Origin of the sequence: Mycobacterium cajalii, from assembly GCF_045809005.2 — a bacterium.
GTDB lineage: Bacteria > Actinomycetota > Actinomycetes > Mycobacteriales > Mycobacteriaceae > Mycobacterium.
In genome coordinates this window covers 1,654,743-1,668,595 of the sequence record NZ_CM141436.1, presented here as the reverse complement: position 1 = coordinate 1,668,595, position 13,853 = coordinate 1,654,743, and the positions used below count along the sequence as shown (strand labels likewise).

The window sequence follows — 13,853 nt, the reverse complement described above, 5'->3', positions numbered from 1 at the left end:
CGCCGTCGGTTTCGCTCAGTAGGAGCGCATCCGCGCAACGCTACCCCGCAGCAGCTCAAGCGGCGCAACCACTCTCACCCCCATCACATGCGCCACGCGGCGCGCGGCCAGCAACGCGATCAGGCTGATCGCCAGCCTGCCCAGCGCCATCCGCCTGGCTCGCCTCCTGCGGGCCGCCGGCGTCCCGGCCGCGCGCCGGCCGAAGTAGTAGCCGACACACGCCGCCGTCACCAAAGCGGCCATCGCCGCGAGCACGGTCATCTCGACCAGCGTCCTTCGTCACCGTCGCGGCGAGGTCACACCCGGGACACGCGTTGGCAAAAAGGCCCGGTGCTCAACCGATGACGCTGTTGACCACCTCGCGCGCGGTCTCCTGCACCTCGGCCAGATGCTCGGGGCCCTTGAAGGACTCGGCGTAGATCTTGTAGACGTCCTCGGTGCCCGAGGGCCGCGCGGCGAACCACGCGTTGGCCGTCGTCACCTTGAGCCCGCCCAGCGCCGCCCCGTTGCCGGGCGCGGCGGTCAGCTTCGCCGTGATCGGCTCCCCGGCCAGCTCGGTGGCGGTGACCTCCTCGGCCGAGAGCTTGGCCAGCCGGGCCTTCTGGTCACGGTCGGCGGGCGCGTCGACGCGGGCATACGTCGGGGCGCCGTAGTCGACGGTCAGTTCCTGGTAGCGCTGCGACGGGCTGCGACCGGTGACGGCGAGGATCTCGGCGGCCAGCAGGGCCAGGATGATGCCGTCCTTGTCGGTGGTCCACACCGAGCCGTCGCGGCGCAGGAACGAGGCCCCCGCCGATTCCTCGCCGCCGAATCCGATGGTGCCGCCGATCAGTCCGTCGACGAACCATTTGAACCCGACCGGCACCTCGAGCAGCTTGCGGCCGATGCCCGCGACCACCCGGTCGATGATCGACGAACTGACCGCGGTCTTGCCCACGGCGATGCCCTCGGGCCACGACGGGCGGTGGGTGTAGAGGTAGTCGATGGCCACCGCAAGGTAGTGGTTCGGGTTGAGCAGCCCCGCGTCGGGGGTGACGATGCCGTGACGGTCGGCGTCGGCGTCGTTGCCGGTGGCGATCTGGTAGCGGTCCCGGTTGGCGATGAGCCCGGCCATCGCGTCCGGCGAGCTGCAGTCCATCCGGATCTTGCCGTCGTGGTCGAGCGTCATGAACCGCCACGTGGCGTCGACCAGCGGGTTGACCACGGTCAGCTCGAGGTTGTGCCGCTGCGCGATCTCGCCCCAGTAGTCCACGCTGGCCCCGCCGAGCGGGTCGGCCCCGATCCGTATCCCGGCCGCGCGGATCGCGGCGATGTCGACCACGTTGGGCAGGTCGTCGACGTAGTTGCCCAGGTAGTCGTGGCGGTGGACGGTCTGCAGCGCGCGGGCCAGCGGGACCCGCTTGACCGGGGAGCCTTCGCGCAGAAGCTCGTTGGCGCGCTCGGCGATCGCGTTGGTCGCCTCGGTATCGGCCGGGCCGCCGTGGGGCGGGTTGTACTTGAACCCGCCGTCGGGCGGCGGGTTGTGCGAGGGCGTCACGACGATCCCGTCGGCCGGCGCCTCGGTGCGGCCGCGGTTGTAGGCGAGGATGGCGTGGCTGACCGCCGGTGTGGGCGTGTAGCGGTCGCGGGAGTCGATCATGGCCGTCACATCGTTGGCGGCCAGCACCTCCAGCGCCGACACCCAGGCCGGCTCCGAAAGGCCGTGCGTGTCACGGCCGATGAACAGCGGCCCGGTGGTGCCCTGGGCGGCGCGGTACTCGACGATGGCCTGGGTGATCGCCAGGATGTGGGCCTCGTTGAACGCCCCGTTCAGCGCCGAGCCGCGGTGGCCCGACGTGCCGAACACCACCTGCTGGGCGACGTCATCCGGGTCCGGTTCGATCGAGTAGTAGCAGGTGATGAGGTGGGGCAGGTCGACGAGGTCTTCGGGCTGGGCCGGCTGACCGGCACGCGGGTTGGCCACCATGGCTCCCCATTCTGCCCGCGCCTCGGCCCGCGCGCGCTCCGAGCCTTCCCCACCGCGCGTCCGGTTACGCTGCGAAGCGCACCGCAAAGACACCGAAGGGGACCGATCAGTGGCAGGCCTCGACCACCGCGAGTTGGCCGCGGTTTTCGCCGGCGGAGCACTGGGCGCGCTGGCCCGCGCCGCCGTGACCGTGCTCACCGTCCATGACCCGACGAGCTGGCCGTGGCCGACGTTCGGGGTCAACATCGTCGGCGCCTTCCTGGTCGGTTACTTCACCACCCGGCTGCTCGAGCGGCTCCCGTCGTCCAGCTACCGGCGCCCGCTGCTGGGCACCGGGCTGTGCGGCGGGCTGACCACGTTCTCCACCATGCAGGTCGAGACGCTCACCATGCTCCAGCGCGGCCACTGGGCGCTGGCCGCGGCCTACACCGTCACCACCATCGTGCTGGGCTTCCTCGCGGTGCACCTGGCCACCGCCTTCGTCCGCCGGGTGCGGTTTCGCCGATGACCGGCGCGCTGACGTCGATGGCGGTCTGGGCCGGCGTGCTGGTCGCCGGCGGCACCGGGGCGGTGCTGCGTTTCCTGGTGGACCGGACGGTGGGCCGGCGGGTCGCCCGCCCGTTTCCGTTCGGCACGCTGACGGTCAACATCAGCGGGGCCGCGCTGCTGGGGGTGATCAGCGGCCTGGCGCTGGGCAGGGAAGCGGCCCTGCTGGCCGACACCGCGTTCGTCGGCGCCTACACCACCTTCTCCACCTGGATGCTCGAATCCCAGCGGCTCGGCGAGGAGCGCCAGCTGCGTCCCGCCCTCACCAACATCGTCGTCAGCGTCGCGCTCGGGCTCGCCGCGGCGCAGCTCGGGCAGCGGATCGCCGAGCAGCTGTAGGTCTAAAGCGCGCTCACCCACTGGTCGGCCAGCGCCGAAACCCAGCCGGCGGCGTCGTCCGCGCGGTCCGGCGGCGCCGCCACCAGCACCAGTTCGTCGACACCCGACTCGGCCAGTGCGCCGGCGTCGGCGACGGTGGGATCCCGCAGCGCCACCGACAGCCGCAGCTCGGCGCGGTCGCGTCCCGCGGCGGCGCACAGCCGCTCCAGCGCGGCGACGCGCTCGCGTGCCATCGCCGCGCCGTCGAGGTTGAACCCGTACCAGCCGTCCGCCCACGCCGCGACGCGCCGCAGCGCGGGATCGCTGTTGCCGCCGACCACCACGGGGATACGACGATCGCGTGCCGGCTTGGGGTTGACCCGGATCGAGTCAAAGCCGGCAAAGGTCCCGTCGAACGAGGCGACGTCCTCGCGCCACAGGGTGCGCATCGCGGCGACGTATTCGGCGGTGCGGGCCCCGCGCCGCTCGAACGGCACGCCGAGCGCCTCGAACTCCTCTCAGGTGGCGAAACCGCAGCTGTCGGCGGCCCCGGCGACGGCGTCGATCACCGCCCGGTCGGCGCCGGCGCCGATTCCCGGCGCACGCAGTCCGAGTTGCATCGCACGATCGTCGCACCATCGTCGCACCTCGGCCCGCCGCGTGGATGCCGACTTGTGCGCCGGTCTCAACGGGTCAGCGGCCCCCGGCGAGGCGGTCGACGTCGACGACCTCACCGCGGTTGATGCTCACCCAGTCGCGGCCCTGCAGGTAGGGACGCAGTCGGCGGCCGATGAGCTCCACGTCGGCCGGCGCCTTGGGGCGCTGAAGCTCGTAGACGTGCGGCAGTTCGGCCATGCCCGTCACGACGGTCCACAGCTTCAGGGAGTCCGGACCGGTCGGCGGGTCGACCAGGACCGGCCCGAACAGGCACTGGCCGGACAGAAACAGCGTCGGCACCCCGTAGCCGCCGGCGTCGAGGACCCGTTGGTGGTCGGCGCGGACGTCGTCGTGGGTGGTGGGGTCGGCCAGCGCCGCGTCGAGAGTGGCCCCGTCGATGTCCAGTTCCTCGAGCAGGCGTCGCGCCACGGCCGGGTCGTGCGGTTTGCCGCCCGCGGCGTGCAACTCGTAACCGATCCGGGCGTACCACCGGTCCAGCAGCGCCATGTCGGTTCGGCGCAGCAGCGCCCCGATGCGCATCAGCGACCAGCCGTAGGACCATTCCCGCTCCCACGGATGTTTCTTGCCGTCGGCGCGGTTGATCTCCTCGAGGCTGAAAAACCGCCAGTTGACCGTGATCCCGGTCTGTTCCCGGACGTCGCGGATCCACAGCGCGGTCTGGTAGGCGAAGGGACACATCGGGTCGAAGTGGAAGTCCACGGCGTTGCTCATCACGACCTGCCCGATGGTGATCAGTAGTGGTAGGTGTCCGACGGCGCGGGCGAGTGCACCGGTTCGTCCTCGAACTCGGACGCTTCGATGCCGTAGGCGCGGGCCAGCTCGAGGATCTTGCTCGCCCGCGCGATGCGCGGCAGGTCCGAGCCGTTGCGGATCTCGCCGCCGTCGCGTTCGAACTCGGCGAAAAACTCTTTCGCCCAGGCTATTTCGTCCTGCGAGGGGGACAGCCCCTCGTTGACCACCGCGCATTGCTCCGGGGACAGGCAGATCTTGCCGGTCATCCCGAACTCGACGGAGACGGCCGTGGCCTCGATGAGCTTGAGCGGGTTGGAGCCGATGGTCGGCCCGTCGATCGCGCTGGGCAGGCCGGCAGCCTTGGCCGCGATGGTGAACCGGGACCGGGTGTAGGCCAGCGTGGACGGGTCCTCGCCGAAGCCGGTGTCGCGGCGGAAGTCGCCGATGCCGAAGGCCAGCCGGAAAGTGCCCTTGGCGGAGCCGATCTCGGTGATGCGCTCCAGGCCGCGGGCCGTTTCGACCAGCGCCACGATCGGCACGTCGGGCAGCCGCTTGGCGGTCTCGGTGACGTGGTCGACCGATTCGACCATCGCCAGCATCACCCCCCCGACGGGGGTGCCGGCCAGCGCGGCGAGATCGTCCGCCCACCAGGGGCTGCCGAAGCCGTTGACGCGGACCCAGTCGGTGTTGCCCGCGCCGAGCCAGCGCACGACGTGGTCGCGCGCGGCGGCCTTGTCCTTGGGCGCGACCGCGTCCTCGATGTCGAGGACGACGATGTCGGCGCGGGAGTGCGCCGCGGACTGGAAGCGATCGGCGTGCGCGCCGTTGACCAGCAGCCAGCTGCGGGCCAGGACCGGGTCGATGCGCGACCCGATGTCGGCGGGGTCCACCGCGTGGCTGTTGACCTGCTCGTACATTGATTGATCCGTCGTCATGCTCGTTCCGTGGTGAGGGTGTCGCCATTAACCGTAGCGGCCTTGACAACGGTGCGGCGCGAGCTGCCGGGTTTTCCGTAGGCTCGATGAGGTGAGCGTCACCCCGCACATGACCGTTGCTCTGCAAGACCGCTTCCTGCGGGACCTGCCCGAGATGGCCGTCCGCTGGCACGCCGAGACGCCTCCCGACGCGCGGTTGCTCGTGCTCAACGAACGCCTCGCCGCGCAGCTCGGTCTCGACCCCACCTGGCTGCGCAGCCCCGACGGGGTCCGCTTCCTGGCGGGCGACCTGGTACCCGACGGGGCCACCCCGGTGGCCCAGGCCTACGCCGGGCATCAGTTCGGCGGCTTCGTTCCCCGGTTGGGCGACGGGCGCGCGCTGCTGCTGGGCGAGCTCGCCGACGAGCACGGGCGCCTGCGCGACATCGCCCTGAAGGGCTCGGGCCCCACGCCGTTCGCGCGCGGCGGTGACGGCCTGGCGGCGGTGGGGCCGATGCTGCGCGAGTACGTGGTCAGCGAGGCGATGCACGCGCTGGGCGTGCCGACGACACGGTCGCTGGCCGTGGTGGGCACGGGGCGCCCGGTGCGGCGCGACACCGAACTGCCCGGCGCCCTGCTCACCCGGGTGGCGGGCAGCCACCTGCGCGTCGGGAGCTTCCAGTACGCCGCCGCCTCCGGCGACACGGACCTTTTGCGGCGCCTCGCCGACCACGCGATCGCGCGCCACCATCCCGCCGCCGCCGCGGCGCAGCGCCCCTACCTCGCGTTGTTCGAGGCGGTGGTGGGCGCCCAGGCGTCGCTGACGGCCCGGTGGATGCTGATCGGGTTCGTCCACGGGGTGATGAACACCGACAACATGACGATCTCCGGGGAGACGATCGACTACGGGCCGTGCGCGTTCATGGAGGCCTACGACCCCGAGACCGTCTTCAGCTCGATCGACTTCTGGGGTCGCTACGCCTACGGCAACCAGCCCGTCGTCGCCGGGTGGAACCTGGCCCGCTTCGCCGAGACGCTGCTGCCGTTGATCTCGGAGAGCACCGAGGAGGCGGTCGCGCTCGTCGAGGAGTCGTTCGGGGTGTTCCACACCCGCTACGACGCCGTGTGGGCGCCCGGCATGCGGGCGAAACTCGGCCTGTCCGCGGACGCCGGCGCGGCGCAACTGATCGACGAGCTGCTCGCCCTGCTGAAGGCGGGCCGCGTCGACTACACCTCCTTCTTCCGCCACCTCGGCCGGGCCGCCCGCGGCGATGCCGGGCCCGCCCGTGAACTGTTCGACGACGCCGCCGGCTTCGACGATTGGCTGTCGCGCTGGCGGGCCCTTGAACCAGACCCGGAGTCGATGGACCGCACCAACCCCGTCTACATCCCCCGCAACCATCTGGTCGAGGAGACCCTGAGTGCGGCGACCGACGGCGATCTCGAACCACTCGAACGACTCCTCGAGGCCGTGACGGCCCCTTACGACGAACGGCCGGGCCTGCAGCGGTACGCCGCCCCGGCCCCCGAGGACTTCGGCGCCTACCGAACGTTCTGCGGCACCTGAGCCGAAGCGGCCCTGCGCCAACGAATCTCGCCGATCAGCCCGGCGGCCGCTCGCCCGCACGCCGGCGCGCCGCGCCCCAGAGCCCGACGCCGACACCGATCACCGCGCCGCCGAGTCCGATAACCCGTTGTGCGGGCCTCAATTCGGGAAGCACGCTGATTCCGCCGAGCAGGTCGGCAGCGTCGGCGCCGCCCGATGCGAGGAACCAACCGCGGGTGTCCTTGCCGCGCAACGCCGCCGCGGCGAGCAGGCCGCCGATCAGCGCGTCTCGGTAGCCCATCGAGCGCAGCAGCAGCCGCGCCGTCGGCGCCGGTTGCTGCGCGTCGCCCCAGAGCCGGTTCGCGCGCAGGGGGTCGACGAGAAACGACACGCCCGAGGCAAACCGGATGCTGCCGGCGACGAGCGCGGCGCGGTCGATCGTCATGGCCCCCAAGCCTATGTCCGCCGCCCCCGGCAAACCAGGGTTCACCAAGAGCACTGTTGGGAGGGTAGCAATGCCCGCATGGCAAACCGGCCGCCGGGACGACCGGGGATGTCCCGGCGGCCGCCCGTGTTGCCGACATCGCGACATTCCGGCGAAAGTGGATGCCCGCAAGCGATTTGCGCATTATTTTGATTACCTATGACGGACCAGGGGGATCCGCTCACACGACGGCAGGTACACGTGGGGCATGAGGTACGAACGCGACGCAACAAGCTCGCTCCCGATCCCGACGTGCGCCGCGCCATCGTCGCGGCAGCGTCGGAATCCGTTCGGCAGCAGGGGGTCCGGGGCCTCAGCGTCGCCGCGGTGCTCGAGCACGCCCGGCTGAGCACACGCGCGTTCTACCGGCACTTCGAATCCAAGGACGAGCTCGTCGAAGCCGTCTTCATGGAGATGACGCACGCCGAAGTGCGGCGGTTGAAGGCGAAGATGGCGACGGCGGGGACGCCGATCGAGGCGGTGGCTGCCTGGATCGACGGGCGGATCGATCTGGCGTTCAACGACAGCGTCAAGCCGGAGCTGCGCCAGCTGCCCCTGGATGCCCCCGCCAGGGTGCTCAACTCCCCGGAGCTGGTCTCCCCCGCCTACATCGCCATCCTGGAGCCGCTCGTCGAGCAACTCGAGCGGGGTGTGGAGCTCGGCGTTTTTCGCGGCATCATTCCGGCCGTCGCCGCCAAGTCGATCCACGGCGTGGTCTGGGCGGGCACCCAGCAGCAGTGGACAACGGGTCACGCCAAACGCGCGGAGGTGCGCGAACGCGCGATCCGGTTCTGCCTGCGCGGCCTCGGCGTGGCGCCGGAGACGATAGAACAGATCGCCGACGATCCGCCCCTGGACTGACATGGCTTAGCATGGCCGTCATGCCCGAGCCGGTACCGGCCGCCGACGAACCGACACCCGACGGTGGTGAAACCGTCGCCGCGCCCGCTTCGGCGGGTCCGGATGCGGTGGAGCCGGCCTGGTCGCGCGAGGACGACGGGGATGCTGCGAGCGAGCCGCCCGCGGATCGTCAATCCTGGCAAGCGACGTGGCGCAAAGCCGGTGTGTTGCTCGTCGGCGGTCTCGCGGTGGCTGGGGCGATCGTGCTCGCCTTCTGGTTGATGGGCCCGTCCGATTCGCCGGCGCCGGCGAAAAGCGGCGCACCGCCGGCACCGTCGGCGAAGTCGGCGACCTCGACTGCGTCCTCGGCCGCCCCCTCGTCCATCGCCTCCACACCGCAGCAGGACCAGAAGTACGTCCGGGACCTCAACGACCGCGGCATCTCGTTCGCCAATCCCCAGGCCGCCATCTACAACGGTAAAATGGTGTGCCAGAACATCAGCCAGGGCATGACGGTCCCGCAGGTCGTCAACGAGTTCCGTGCGAGCAATCCGGCGCTCGGCGCCGACGCCGACACGTACGTGACGATCTCCGTCCACGCCTACTGCCCGCAACACGACAACCTGGTCAACGGCGGCTGACGGGGGCTACCCGGCGGCACGCGTCGGCGTTACGATCGGGCGCATCGTCAACGGATCCGAGTCAGCCATGAATCCCATGCGGCGCGTGGCGTCGCCCGCCGCGCGACGGCGCTCGACTTGGCGTGACCTCGACAAACCTGACAGGGTGGGGGCGCGGTCCCCGCGGTGAATACAGCCGTGGCGACCATCCGGGGAGGCAGAGGAGTGAGCGCATGACCATCGAGGACAACCAGGTCCCGACCGAGTCGGCGCCTCCGCCGCGGCCGCGGCGCCGCCGGCCGTCCTGGACCGAATCCGCCGGATCCCTCGTCTTCGCGGCGTCCATCGCCATCGCCGCCGTGCTGGGCCTGAGTGCGATAGGCGCCTATTTCCTGCGCGACAAGACGGCGACCTCGTCCGGGCCGCAGACGGTGACGGTCACGCCCTCGCACAAGACGCCGTCGCTGAGCGACGGGCCGGACGGGGAATTCCTCACGGCGCTGGCCTCCTACGGCATCGTCGACAACGGGACCGAGGCCATTCAGCAGCGGTTCATGGAGTTCGGTCATCACACGTGCTTCTCGCTGCTGCCCCCGACACCGCAGCCGCTGGAGACGATCGTCGACAACATCATGGCGGCGGAGAACAAAGACGTCGCCGACGGAAATCCGTGGTCGCCGAAGTTCACCCGCGCCGACACCGAGAACCTGACGCAGGCCGCGATCCGCACCTACTGCCCGGAAGCGCAGAAGTAGCAGCCCCTCAGGCCCCCGGGTGTTGCAGCAGCCTGCCCATCTCGGGGATGACGGTCTGCAGCGCCTTGAGCGGGCGCAGCATTACCTTGACCGAGGTGATCTTGCCGTCGTCGTTCCAGTGGATCATGTCGATGCCGTTGACGTGGATGCCGTCGACCTCGGCGACGAACTCGAGCACCGCGGAGCGCTCGGAATACCACTTCTCGACGTAGCGAAAGCCGTTGCCGGAGAACAGCTTCGCCGCGGCAACCAGGTAGGCCACCGCCTTGTCCCGACCCGCCTGCGGCGTGAACACCGCGGGGGAACGGAAGACGGCGTCCTCGGCCAGCAGGTCGCGCAGCCCGTCGGTCCGGCCGGTGTCGACAATCTCGATCCAGCGTTCGATCACCGGTGGTGTCACACCGCAAAGCTAGCGTTCGGTGTGGATCGGGGCTGACCCGGCCTAGTGTGGGCCCCAGTGTGGGCCCCAGTGCGGGCCCCAGTGCGGGCAATGCGCCACCACGACAGGGACGGTGCCAATGAACATCGACGACGAATCCGTCACCACGCTGGAGGACCTCAGGGGCGATCTGGCCCAGCGGTACAAGTGGACGCCGAGCGGCGGCACCTCGGTCGACGACGCGACCGTCGACGCCGACCTGGCGGCCCTCGACCGCGACGGCTACCTCGTGTGGGAGAACTTGCTCAGCGCCGGGGAATGCGCGCAGATCCGTGACGCGGTGCGCCCGGGGCTCGGGCACACGGGACGCAACTCCTTCGAGGGCCGGCGCACCCAACGCATCTACAGCCTGCTGAGCAGGACGCGCGTGTGCGACCGGCTCGTCGACAACCCGCGGGTGCTGGCGGTGCTCGACCGGTTACTGATGCCCAACTACCTGCTCTCGGCGCTGCAGGCCATCAACATCCAGCCCGGGGAGGCCGCTCAGCTGGCCCACCACGACGACGGGTTCTACCCGATTCCGCGTCCGCGGGCGCCCTTGGCTGCGGCCACCATCTGGGCGATCGACGACTTCACCGCAGACAACGGCGCCACGGTGCTCTTTCCCGGCAGCCACCGCTGGGGCAAGCGCCGGCCGGGTCCCGACGACCGGGCGCTGCCCGTGGTCATGCCCGCCGGCTCGTGCGTCTTCTTCGTGGGCACCCTGTGGCACGGCGGGGGCGCCAACACCACCACCCGCGATCGCCTTGCCGTCACCGCCCAGTACTGCCAGCCGTGGCTGCGGCCGATGGAAGCCTTCACCCTGTCGGTGCCGCGCGAAACCGCTCGGGCGGTCTCCGACGACATCCGCCGGATGCTCGGCTACAGCATCCACCCGCCGTTCGTCGGCGCTGTCGACGGCCTGCACCCGCTGCGGCTGCTCGACTCGTAGGCGCCCGGACGACGCCGCTCTCAGGCGACGTCCGGTGCGCGCAACTCGACGTCCTTGATCCCCCGGCGCAGGTGGTCGGCCAGGTGCCATTCCTCGCCGCTGTGGGAGTGATGCAAGGCCTTCTCGACAGCCAGCTTGGCGTCCTGCAGGTGCTCGCGACGTTCGTCGCCGACGGCGACGATGGCGTCGAGCACGGCCACCACGGCCTCCTGAACAGCGCCGGCGAAGCCGGTGGAATTCTTGACCGTCACGGCCGACCCTCTTTCTGCTCGATGTCCCGAGTACCTAGCTGGCAGCTGTGCAATAGCAGTTTCCCGCTCTGAAGCGGGCCAAACAAGTTCGGCGCGCCGCGGGCCCGTGGTTTTTTGCGGGACTACCGCGCTCCCCCGTACAGATGCAGGGCCCGCGCCGCCGCCGTGGCCACTTTCCCGTCGAGGCTGGTGGTCGGCGGACTGCCCCGCACATGGATCGCGTTCGAGAGCAGCAGCACGTAGGTGTCCGAGCCCGGGTCCATCCACAGCGAGGTCCCGGTGAACCCCGTGTGGCCGAAGCTGCCGACGGGGAACACCAGCCCGCGCGGGCCGGAATAGCCGGTGTCGATGTCCCAGCCGAGGCCGCGCAGGTTCTGTCCCCGGACCGCCGGATAGCGCACGGCGGCGGAGCGCAGCGCGTCGTTGGCCGCTTCGAGCTGTCCGGGGGTGTGCCCGGGCTGTTCGGGGCTCGTCATCAGCTCCAGCGTCGCCCGCTTCAGCGGAAAAGTGCTCGGGCGGCCCGCGAGCCGATCGAGCAGGGCCTGGGCATAGACGCTGACGTCGTGCGCCGTCGAGAACACCCCGGCATGCCCGGCCACGCCGCCCATGCGGCGTGCGGTCGGATCGTCCACGGCGCCCCGCAGCAAGCGACCGTAGTCGGGATTCCTGCCGGGATCGGCGGCGCTCTCCTCGTCGCGAGCCGTGGGTGCGATGCGCGGCAGCAGACTGGTGCGCCACGCCCCGGCGGGGCACGCGGCCGTCGCCCGGCCCGCCGGCGCGACCCAGGTCACCGCAGCGCCGCTGAGCGTGTGCGGGCCACACGCCTTGGCCGTCGGGAGGTAGCGGCTGTCCTTCATGCCGAGCGGCGCGAACACGTGCTGCTGGACGTAGGCATCCTCCGCGTCGCCCGTCACCTTCTCGATCAGCGCGCCCAGCAGGACGAAGTTGATGTCGGAGTAGCGAAAACCCGCGCCGGGAACCGACTGCAGCGGCGTGGTGAGCGCGCGACGAATGCCTTCGGTCTTGTCGGGGCGATCCAGCCCCCAGGGATCGGCGAGATCGACGTCGCCCGGCTCGCCGGAGGTGTGCGTGAGCAACGTACGAACCGTCACCTTCGCGCGCTGCGGGTCGTTCGCCGCGTTGAAGCCGGGCAGATACGCCTGCAGGGGATCGTCGAGCCGAACCCTGCCCTGTTCGTAGAGCTGCATGACGGCGGTCGCGGTCGCGAGGCACTTCGTCAACGACGACATGTCGAAGACGGTGTCCTCGGTCATCGGCTCCGCAGGTGCCGGCGACCCGTCCAGCCCCGGCTCCCCGGCAAGCTTGCGCTCGCCGTACGCCCCGTGGAACACGACCGTGCCGCCATGCCCGATCGCCACCACGGCCCCCGGCAGCTGACCCGCCGCCACCGCCTCGTTCAACAGCGTGGACACGGCCGCGAAGCGGGCTGCGGCGGCCGCGTCCAGCGGCCTGAAGGGCACCGGCGGATCGGGGGCGGGCGCCGCGGCCGGCACGGGCGTCACCCGCGCGCCGTCACCCGGGGCCGGATGCGTGGTGAGGCGTCGCGAGGAAACCGCGACGAGTGCCAGCAAGACGGTTGCGACGGCGGCGGCCTTGCGCAGCGACATAGCGCAAGGGTAGATCGGTCTGATGAGGATTCGTCCCCGTTGACGCCCTCCAGGAGGTGGGTGGCCGTACTGGCGGCGGTGACGGCGGCCGGTTTCGTGCTGGTGCAGTGCGCCGGGTCGCCGCCGCCTCCTGCGGCCAGCCCGCCGCCGCCCACGGCGCCGCCGCCGTCGGCACCCGCCGGGCCGACCGTTGCGCCGGTCACCGCCGCCGAACTCGGGGCGAGCTGGCGGCCGGGTTGCCCGGTCGCCCCGCAGCGGCTGCGCCGGGTCGTCGTCGACCACATCGGTTTCGACGGCCGGACCCACCGCGGCGAGCTGATCGTGCACGAAGACCTGGTGCCGCAGGTGATCACCATTTTCGAGCGGCTGTACCGGCTGGGCTTTCCGATCGAGAAAATCCGCACGGCCGAGCACTATCCGGCCGCCGACGACGAGTTGTCCATGGCCGACGACAACACGTCGGCGTTCAACTGCCGGGGCATCCCGGGGAGCAGCCGCTGGTCCCCGCACGCCTACGGCCGGGCCATCGACGTCAATCCGCTGGTGAACCCGTGCCTGTACGCCCACGGCACATTCCAACCGCACAACTCGGCGGCCTACCTGAACCGCGGCCGCACCGACCCGGGACTCCTGCACCGCGGCGACCCGGCGGTACGGGTCTTCACGGATAGCGGCTGGCGGTGGGGCGGGGACTGGACGGTTCCCGTGGACTACCAGCACTTCGAGCAGACGCCGCCGGGATGACCTGGAAGGATGGCATGCCATGTCGCGCTCATTCGACGGTTTGATCGAGGAGCCCGGCCGTGTCGCGCGGATCAGCCGGCTGCGGAGAACTCTGATCGCGCCGCTGCTCGCGGTCACCGCGGCCACCATGTGCCCGACGGCCCCGCCGGCGGGCGCCGCCGGTGACGGGGAGTGCAGCGTCATCCTGCCGGCGGCCGACCGGCTCGAGCAGGAGTTCAACCTCGTATCCCCGTCCGGGACACCGTCGTACGTGGCGAGCCAGATCCGCAACGCGCTGGCTCCGCTGCACGGCCTGCGCAGTGCGGCGGCGGTGGACCTGCGGCTTCGGTCGGACATGCTGGCGTCTCAGATCGACGGGAGCGACCCCTACCGACCGGCCAGCCCGGAACGGCTCGCCGGCGATCTGGCCGAGGCGCGGCAGGATCTGGCCGCGGCCCGCGACTACTGCGCGCCATAGGGCC

17 protein-coding genes and 1 pseudogene are annotated in these 13,853 nt (G+C 70.9%); 9 read left to right on the top strand and 9 right to left on the bottom strand.

The window, feature by feature from the left end; genetic code table 11:
* Positions 1–15 precede the first annotated feature (15 nt).
* A complete protein-coding gene (locus ACJ512_RS07995) occupies positions 16–261 on the bottom strand; it encodes a hypothetical protein (RefSeq protein WP_407686722.1) in 246 nt (81 codons plus the stop codon).
* Between the two features lie 73 nt (positions 262–334).
* The gene (pgm, locus tag ACJ512_RS07990; RefSeq protein WP_407686723.1) at positions 335–1,966 is read right to left on the bottom strand and encodes a phosphoglucomutase (alpha-D-glucose-1,6-bisphosphate-dependent); all 1,632 of its coding nucleotides are present in this window, start codon (positions 1,964–1,966) and stop codon (positions 335–337) included.
* A gap of 109 nt (positions 1,967–2,075) precedes the next feature.
* Here pgm and crcB (ACJ512_RS07985) point away from each other — a divergent pair, with 109 nt between their 5' ends.
* A complete protein-coding gene (gene crcB / locus ACJ512_RS07985) occupies positions 2,076–2,474 on the top strand; it encodes a fluoride efflux transporter CrcB (protein WP_407686724.1) in 399 nt (132 codons plus the stop codon).
* Positions 2,471–2,851, top strand: coding sequence for a fluoride efflux transporter CrcB (crcB, locus tag ACJ512_RS07980; RefSeq protein ID WP_407686725.1), 381 nt, complete (start codon positions 2,471–2,473; stop codon positions 2,849–2,851). The genes crcB (ACJ512_RS07985) and crcB (ACJ512_RS07980) overlap by 4 nt, the downstream gene beginning before the upstream one ends.
* Before the next feature lie 2 nt (positions 2,852–2,853).
* On the opposite strand, the pseudogene ACJ512_RS07975 reads toward crcB (ACJ512_RS07980), so the two are convergent.
* The 3 genes and pseudogenes from ACJ512_RS07975 to ACJ512_RS07965 form a co-directional block, all read right to left on the bottom strand.
* Positions 2,854–3,348, bottom strand: a pseudogene (locus ACJ512_RS07975) (LLM class flavin-dependent oxidoreductase); the annotation flags it as partial.
* A 175-nt stretch (positions 3,349–3,523) separates the two neighbouring features.
* Positions 3,524–4,219, bottom strand: a complete 696-nt coding sequence (locus ACJ512_RS07970) for a mycothiol-dependent nitroreductase Rv2466c family protein (protein ID WP_407686726.1) — start codon at positions 4,217–4,219, stop codon at positions 3,524–3,526.
* Between the two features lie 20 nt (positions 4,220–4,239).
* Complete coding sequence (locus ACJ512_RS07965; protein WP_407686758.1) at positions 4,240–5,157, bottom strand: HpcH/HpaI aldolase/citrate lyase family protein; 918 nt, start codon at positions 5,155–5,157, stop codon at positions 4,240–4,242.
* 127 nt (positions 5,158–5,284) lie between these two features.
* Between ACJ512_RS07965 and ACJ512_RS07960 the strand changes: the two genes are divergently transcribed.
* Positions 5,285–6,721, top strand: a complete 1,437-nt coding sequence (locus ACJ512_RS07960) for a protein adenylyltransferase SelO (RefSeq protein ID WP_461480103.1) — start codon at positions 5,285–5,287, stop codon at positions 6,719–6,721.
* A gap of 34 nt (positions 6,722–6,755) precedes the next feature.
* On the opposite strand, the gene ACJ512_RS07955 is transcribed toward ACJ512_RS07960, so the two are convergent.
* On the bottom strand, positions 6,756–7,145 hold the full coding sequence (locus ACJ512_RS07955; RefSeq protein WP_407686728.1) for a DUF4267 domain-containing protein: 390 nt from the start codon (positions 7,143–7,145) through the stop codon (positions 6,756–6,758).
* 240 nt (positions 7,146–7,385) lie between these two features.
* Here ACJ512_RS07955 and ACJ512_RS07950 point away from each other — a divergent pair, with 240 nt between their 5' ends.
* The 3 genes from ACJ512_RS07950 to ACJ512_RS07940 all read left to right on the top strand — a co-directional run bounded on the left by ACJ512_RS07950 (position 7,386) and on the right by ACJ512_RS07940 (position 9,399).
* On the top strand, positions 7,386–8,045 hold the full coding sequence (locus ACJ512_RS07950) for a TetR/AcrR family transcriptional regulator (protein ID WP_461480023.1): 660 nt from the start codon (positions 7,386–7,388) through the stop codon (positions 8,043–8,045).
* A 20-nt stretch (positions 8,046–8,065) separates the two neighbouring features.
* Positions 8,066–8,665: a DUF732 domain-containing protein gene (locus ACJ512_RS07945; protein ID WP_407686730.1), complete on the top strand. Its 600-nt coding sequence runs from the start codon at positions 8,066–8,068 to the stop codon at positions 8,663–8,665.
* Positions 8,666–8,877: 212 nt separating this feature from the next.
* Complete coding sequence (locus tag ACJ512_RS07940; protein ID WP_407686731.1) at positions 8,878–9,399, top strand: DUF732 domain-containing protein; 522 nt, start codon at positions 8,878–8,880, stop codon at positions 9,397–9,399.
* Between the two features lie 7 nt (positions 9,400–9,406).
* Here the strand turns inward: ACJ512_RS07940 and ACJ512_RS07935 are convergent, their stop codons facing one another.
* Positions 9,407–9,799, bottom strand: a complete 393-nt coding sequence (locus tag ACJ512_RS07935; protein WP_407686732.1) for a nuclear transport factor 2 family protein — start codon at positions 9,797–9,799, stop codon at positions 9,407–9,409.
* 118 nt (positions 9,800–9,917) lie between these two features.
* Between ACJ512_RS07935 and ACJ512_RS07930 the strand changes: the two genes are divergently transcribed.
* Entirely contained in the window at positions 9,918–10,769 is an 852-nt protein-coding gene (locus ACJ512_RS07930) for a phytanoyl-CoA dioxygenase family protein (RefSeq protein WP_407686733.1), read from the top strand.
* A 20-nt stretch (positions 10,770–10,789) separates the two neighbouring features.
* On the opposite strand, the gene ACJ512_RS07925 is transcribed toward ACJ512_RS07930, so the two are convergent.
* Positions 10,790–11,020 carry a hypothetical protein gene (locus ACJ512_RS07925; RefSeq protein ID WP_407686734.1) on the bottom strand — a complete coding sequence of 77 codons (231 nt, stop codon included), beginning with the start codon at positions 11,018–11,020 and terminating at the stop codon, positions 10,790–10,792.
* A 122-nt stretch (positions 11,021–11,142) separates the two neighbouring features.
* The gene (locus ACJ512_RS07920; protein WP_407686735.1) at positions 11,143–12,648 is read right to left on the bottom strand and encodes a serine hydrolase domain-containing protein; all 1,506 of its coding nucleotides are present in this window, start codon (positions 12,646–12,648) and stop codon (positions 11,143–11,145) included.
* 60 nt (positions 12,649–12,708) lie between these two features.
* On the opposite strand from ACJ512_RS07920, the gene ACJ512_RS07915 reads away from it, so the two are divergent.
* Both ACJ512_RS07915 and ACJ512_RS07910 read left to right on the top strand, forming a co-directional pair.
* The gene (locus ACJ512_RS07915; RefSeq protein ID WP_407686736.1) at positions 12,709–13,392 is read left to right on the top strand and encodes a M15 family metallopeptidase; all 684 of its coding nucleotides are present in this window, start codon (positions 12,709–12,711) and stop codon (positions 13,390–13,392) included.
* Between the two features lie 19 nt (positions 13,393–13,411).
* The gene (locus tag ACJ512_RS07910; protein WP_407686737.1) at positions 13,412–13,849 is read left to right on the top strand and encodes a hypothetical protein; all 438 of its coding nucleotides are present in this window, start codon (positions 13,412–13,414) and stop codon (positions 13,847–13,849) included.
* Positions 13,850–13,853 lie beyond the last annotated feature (4 nt).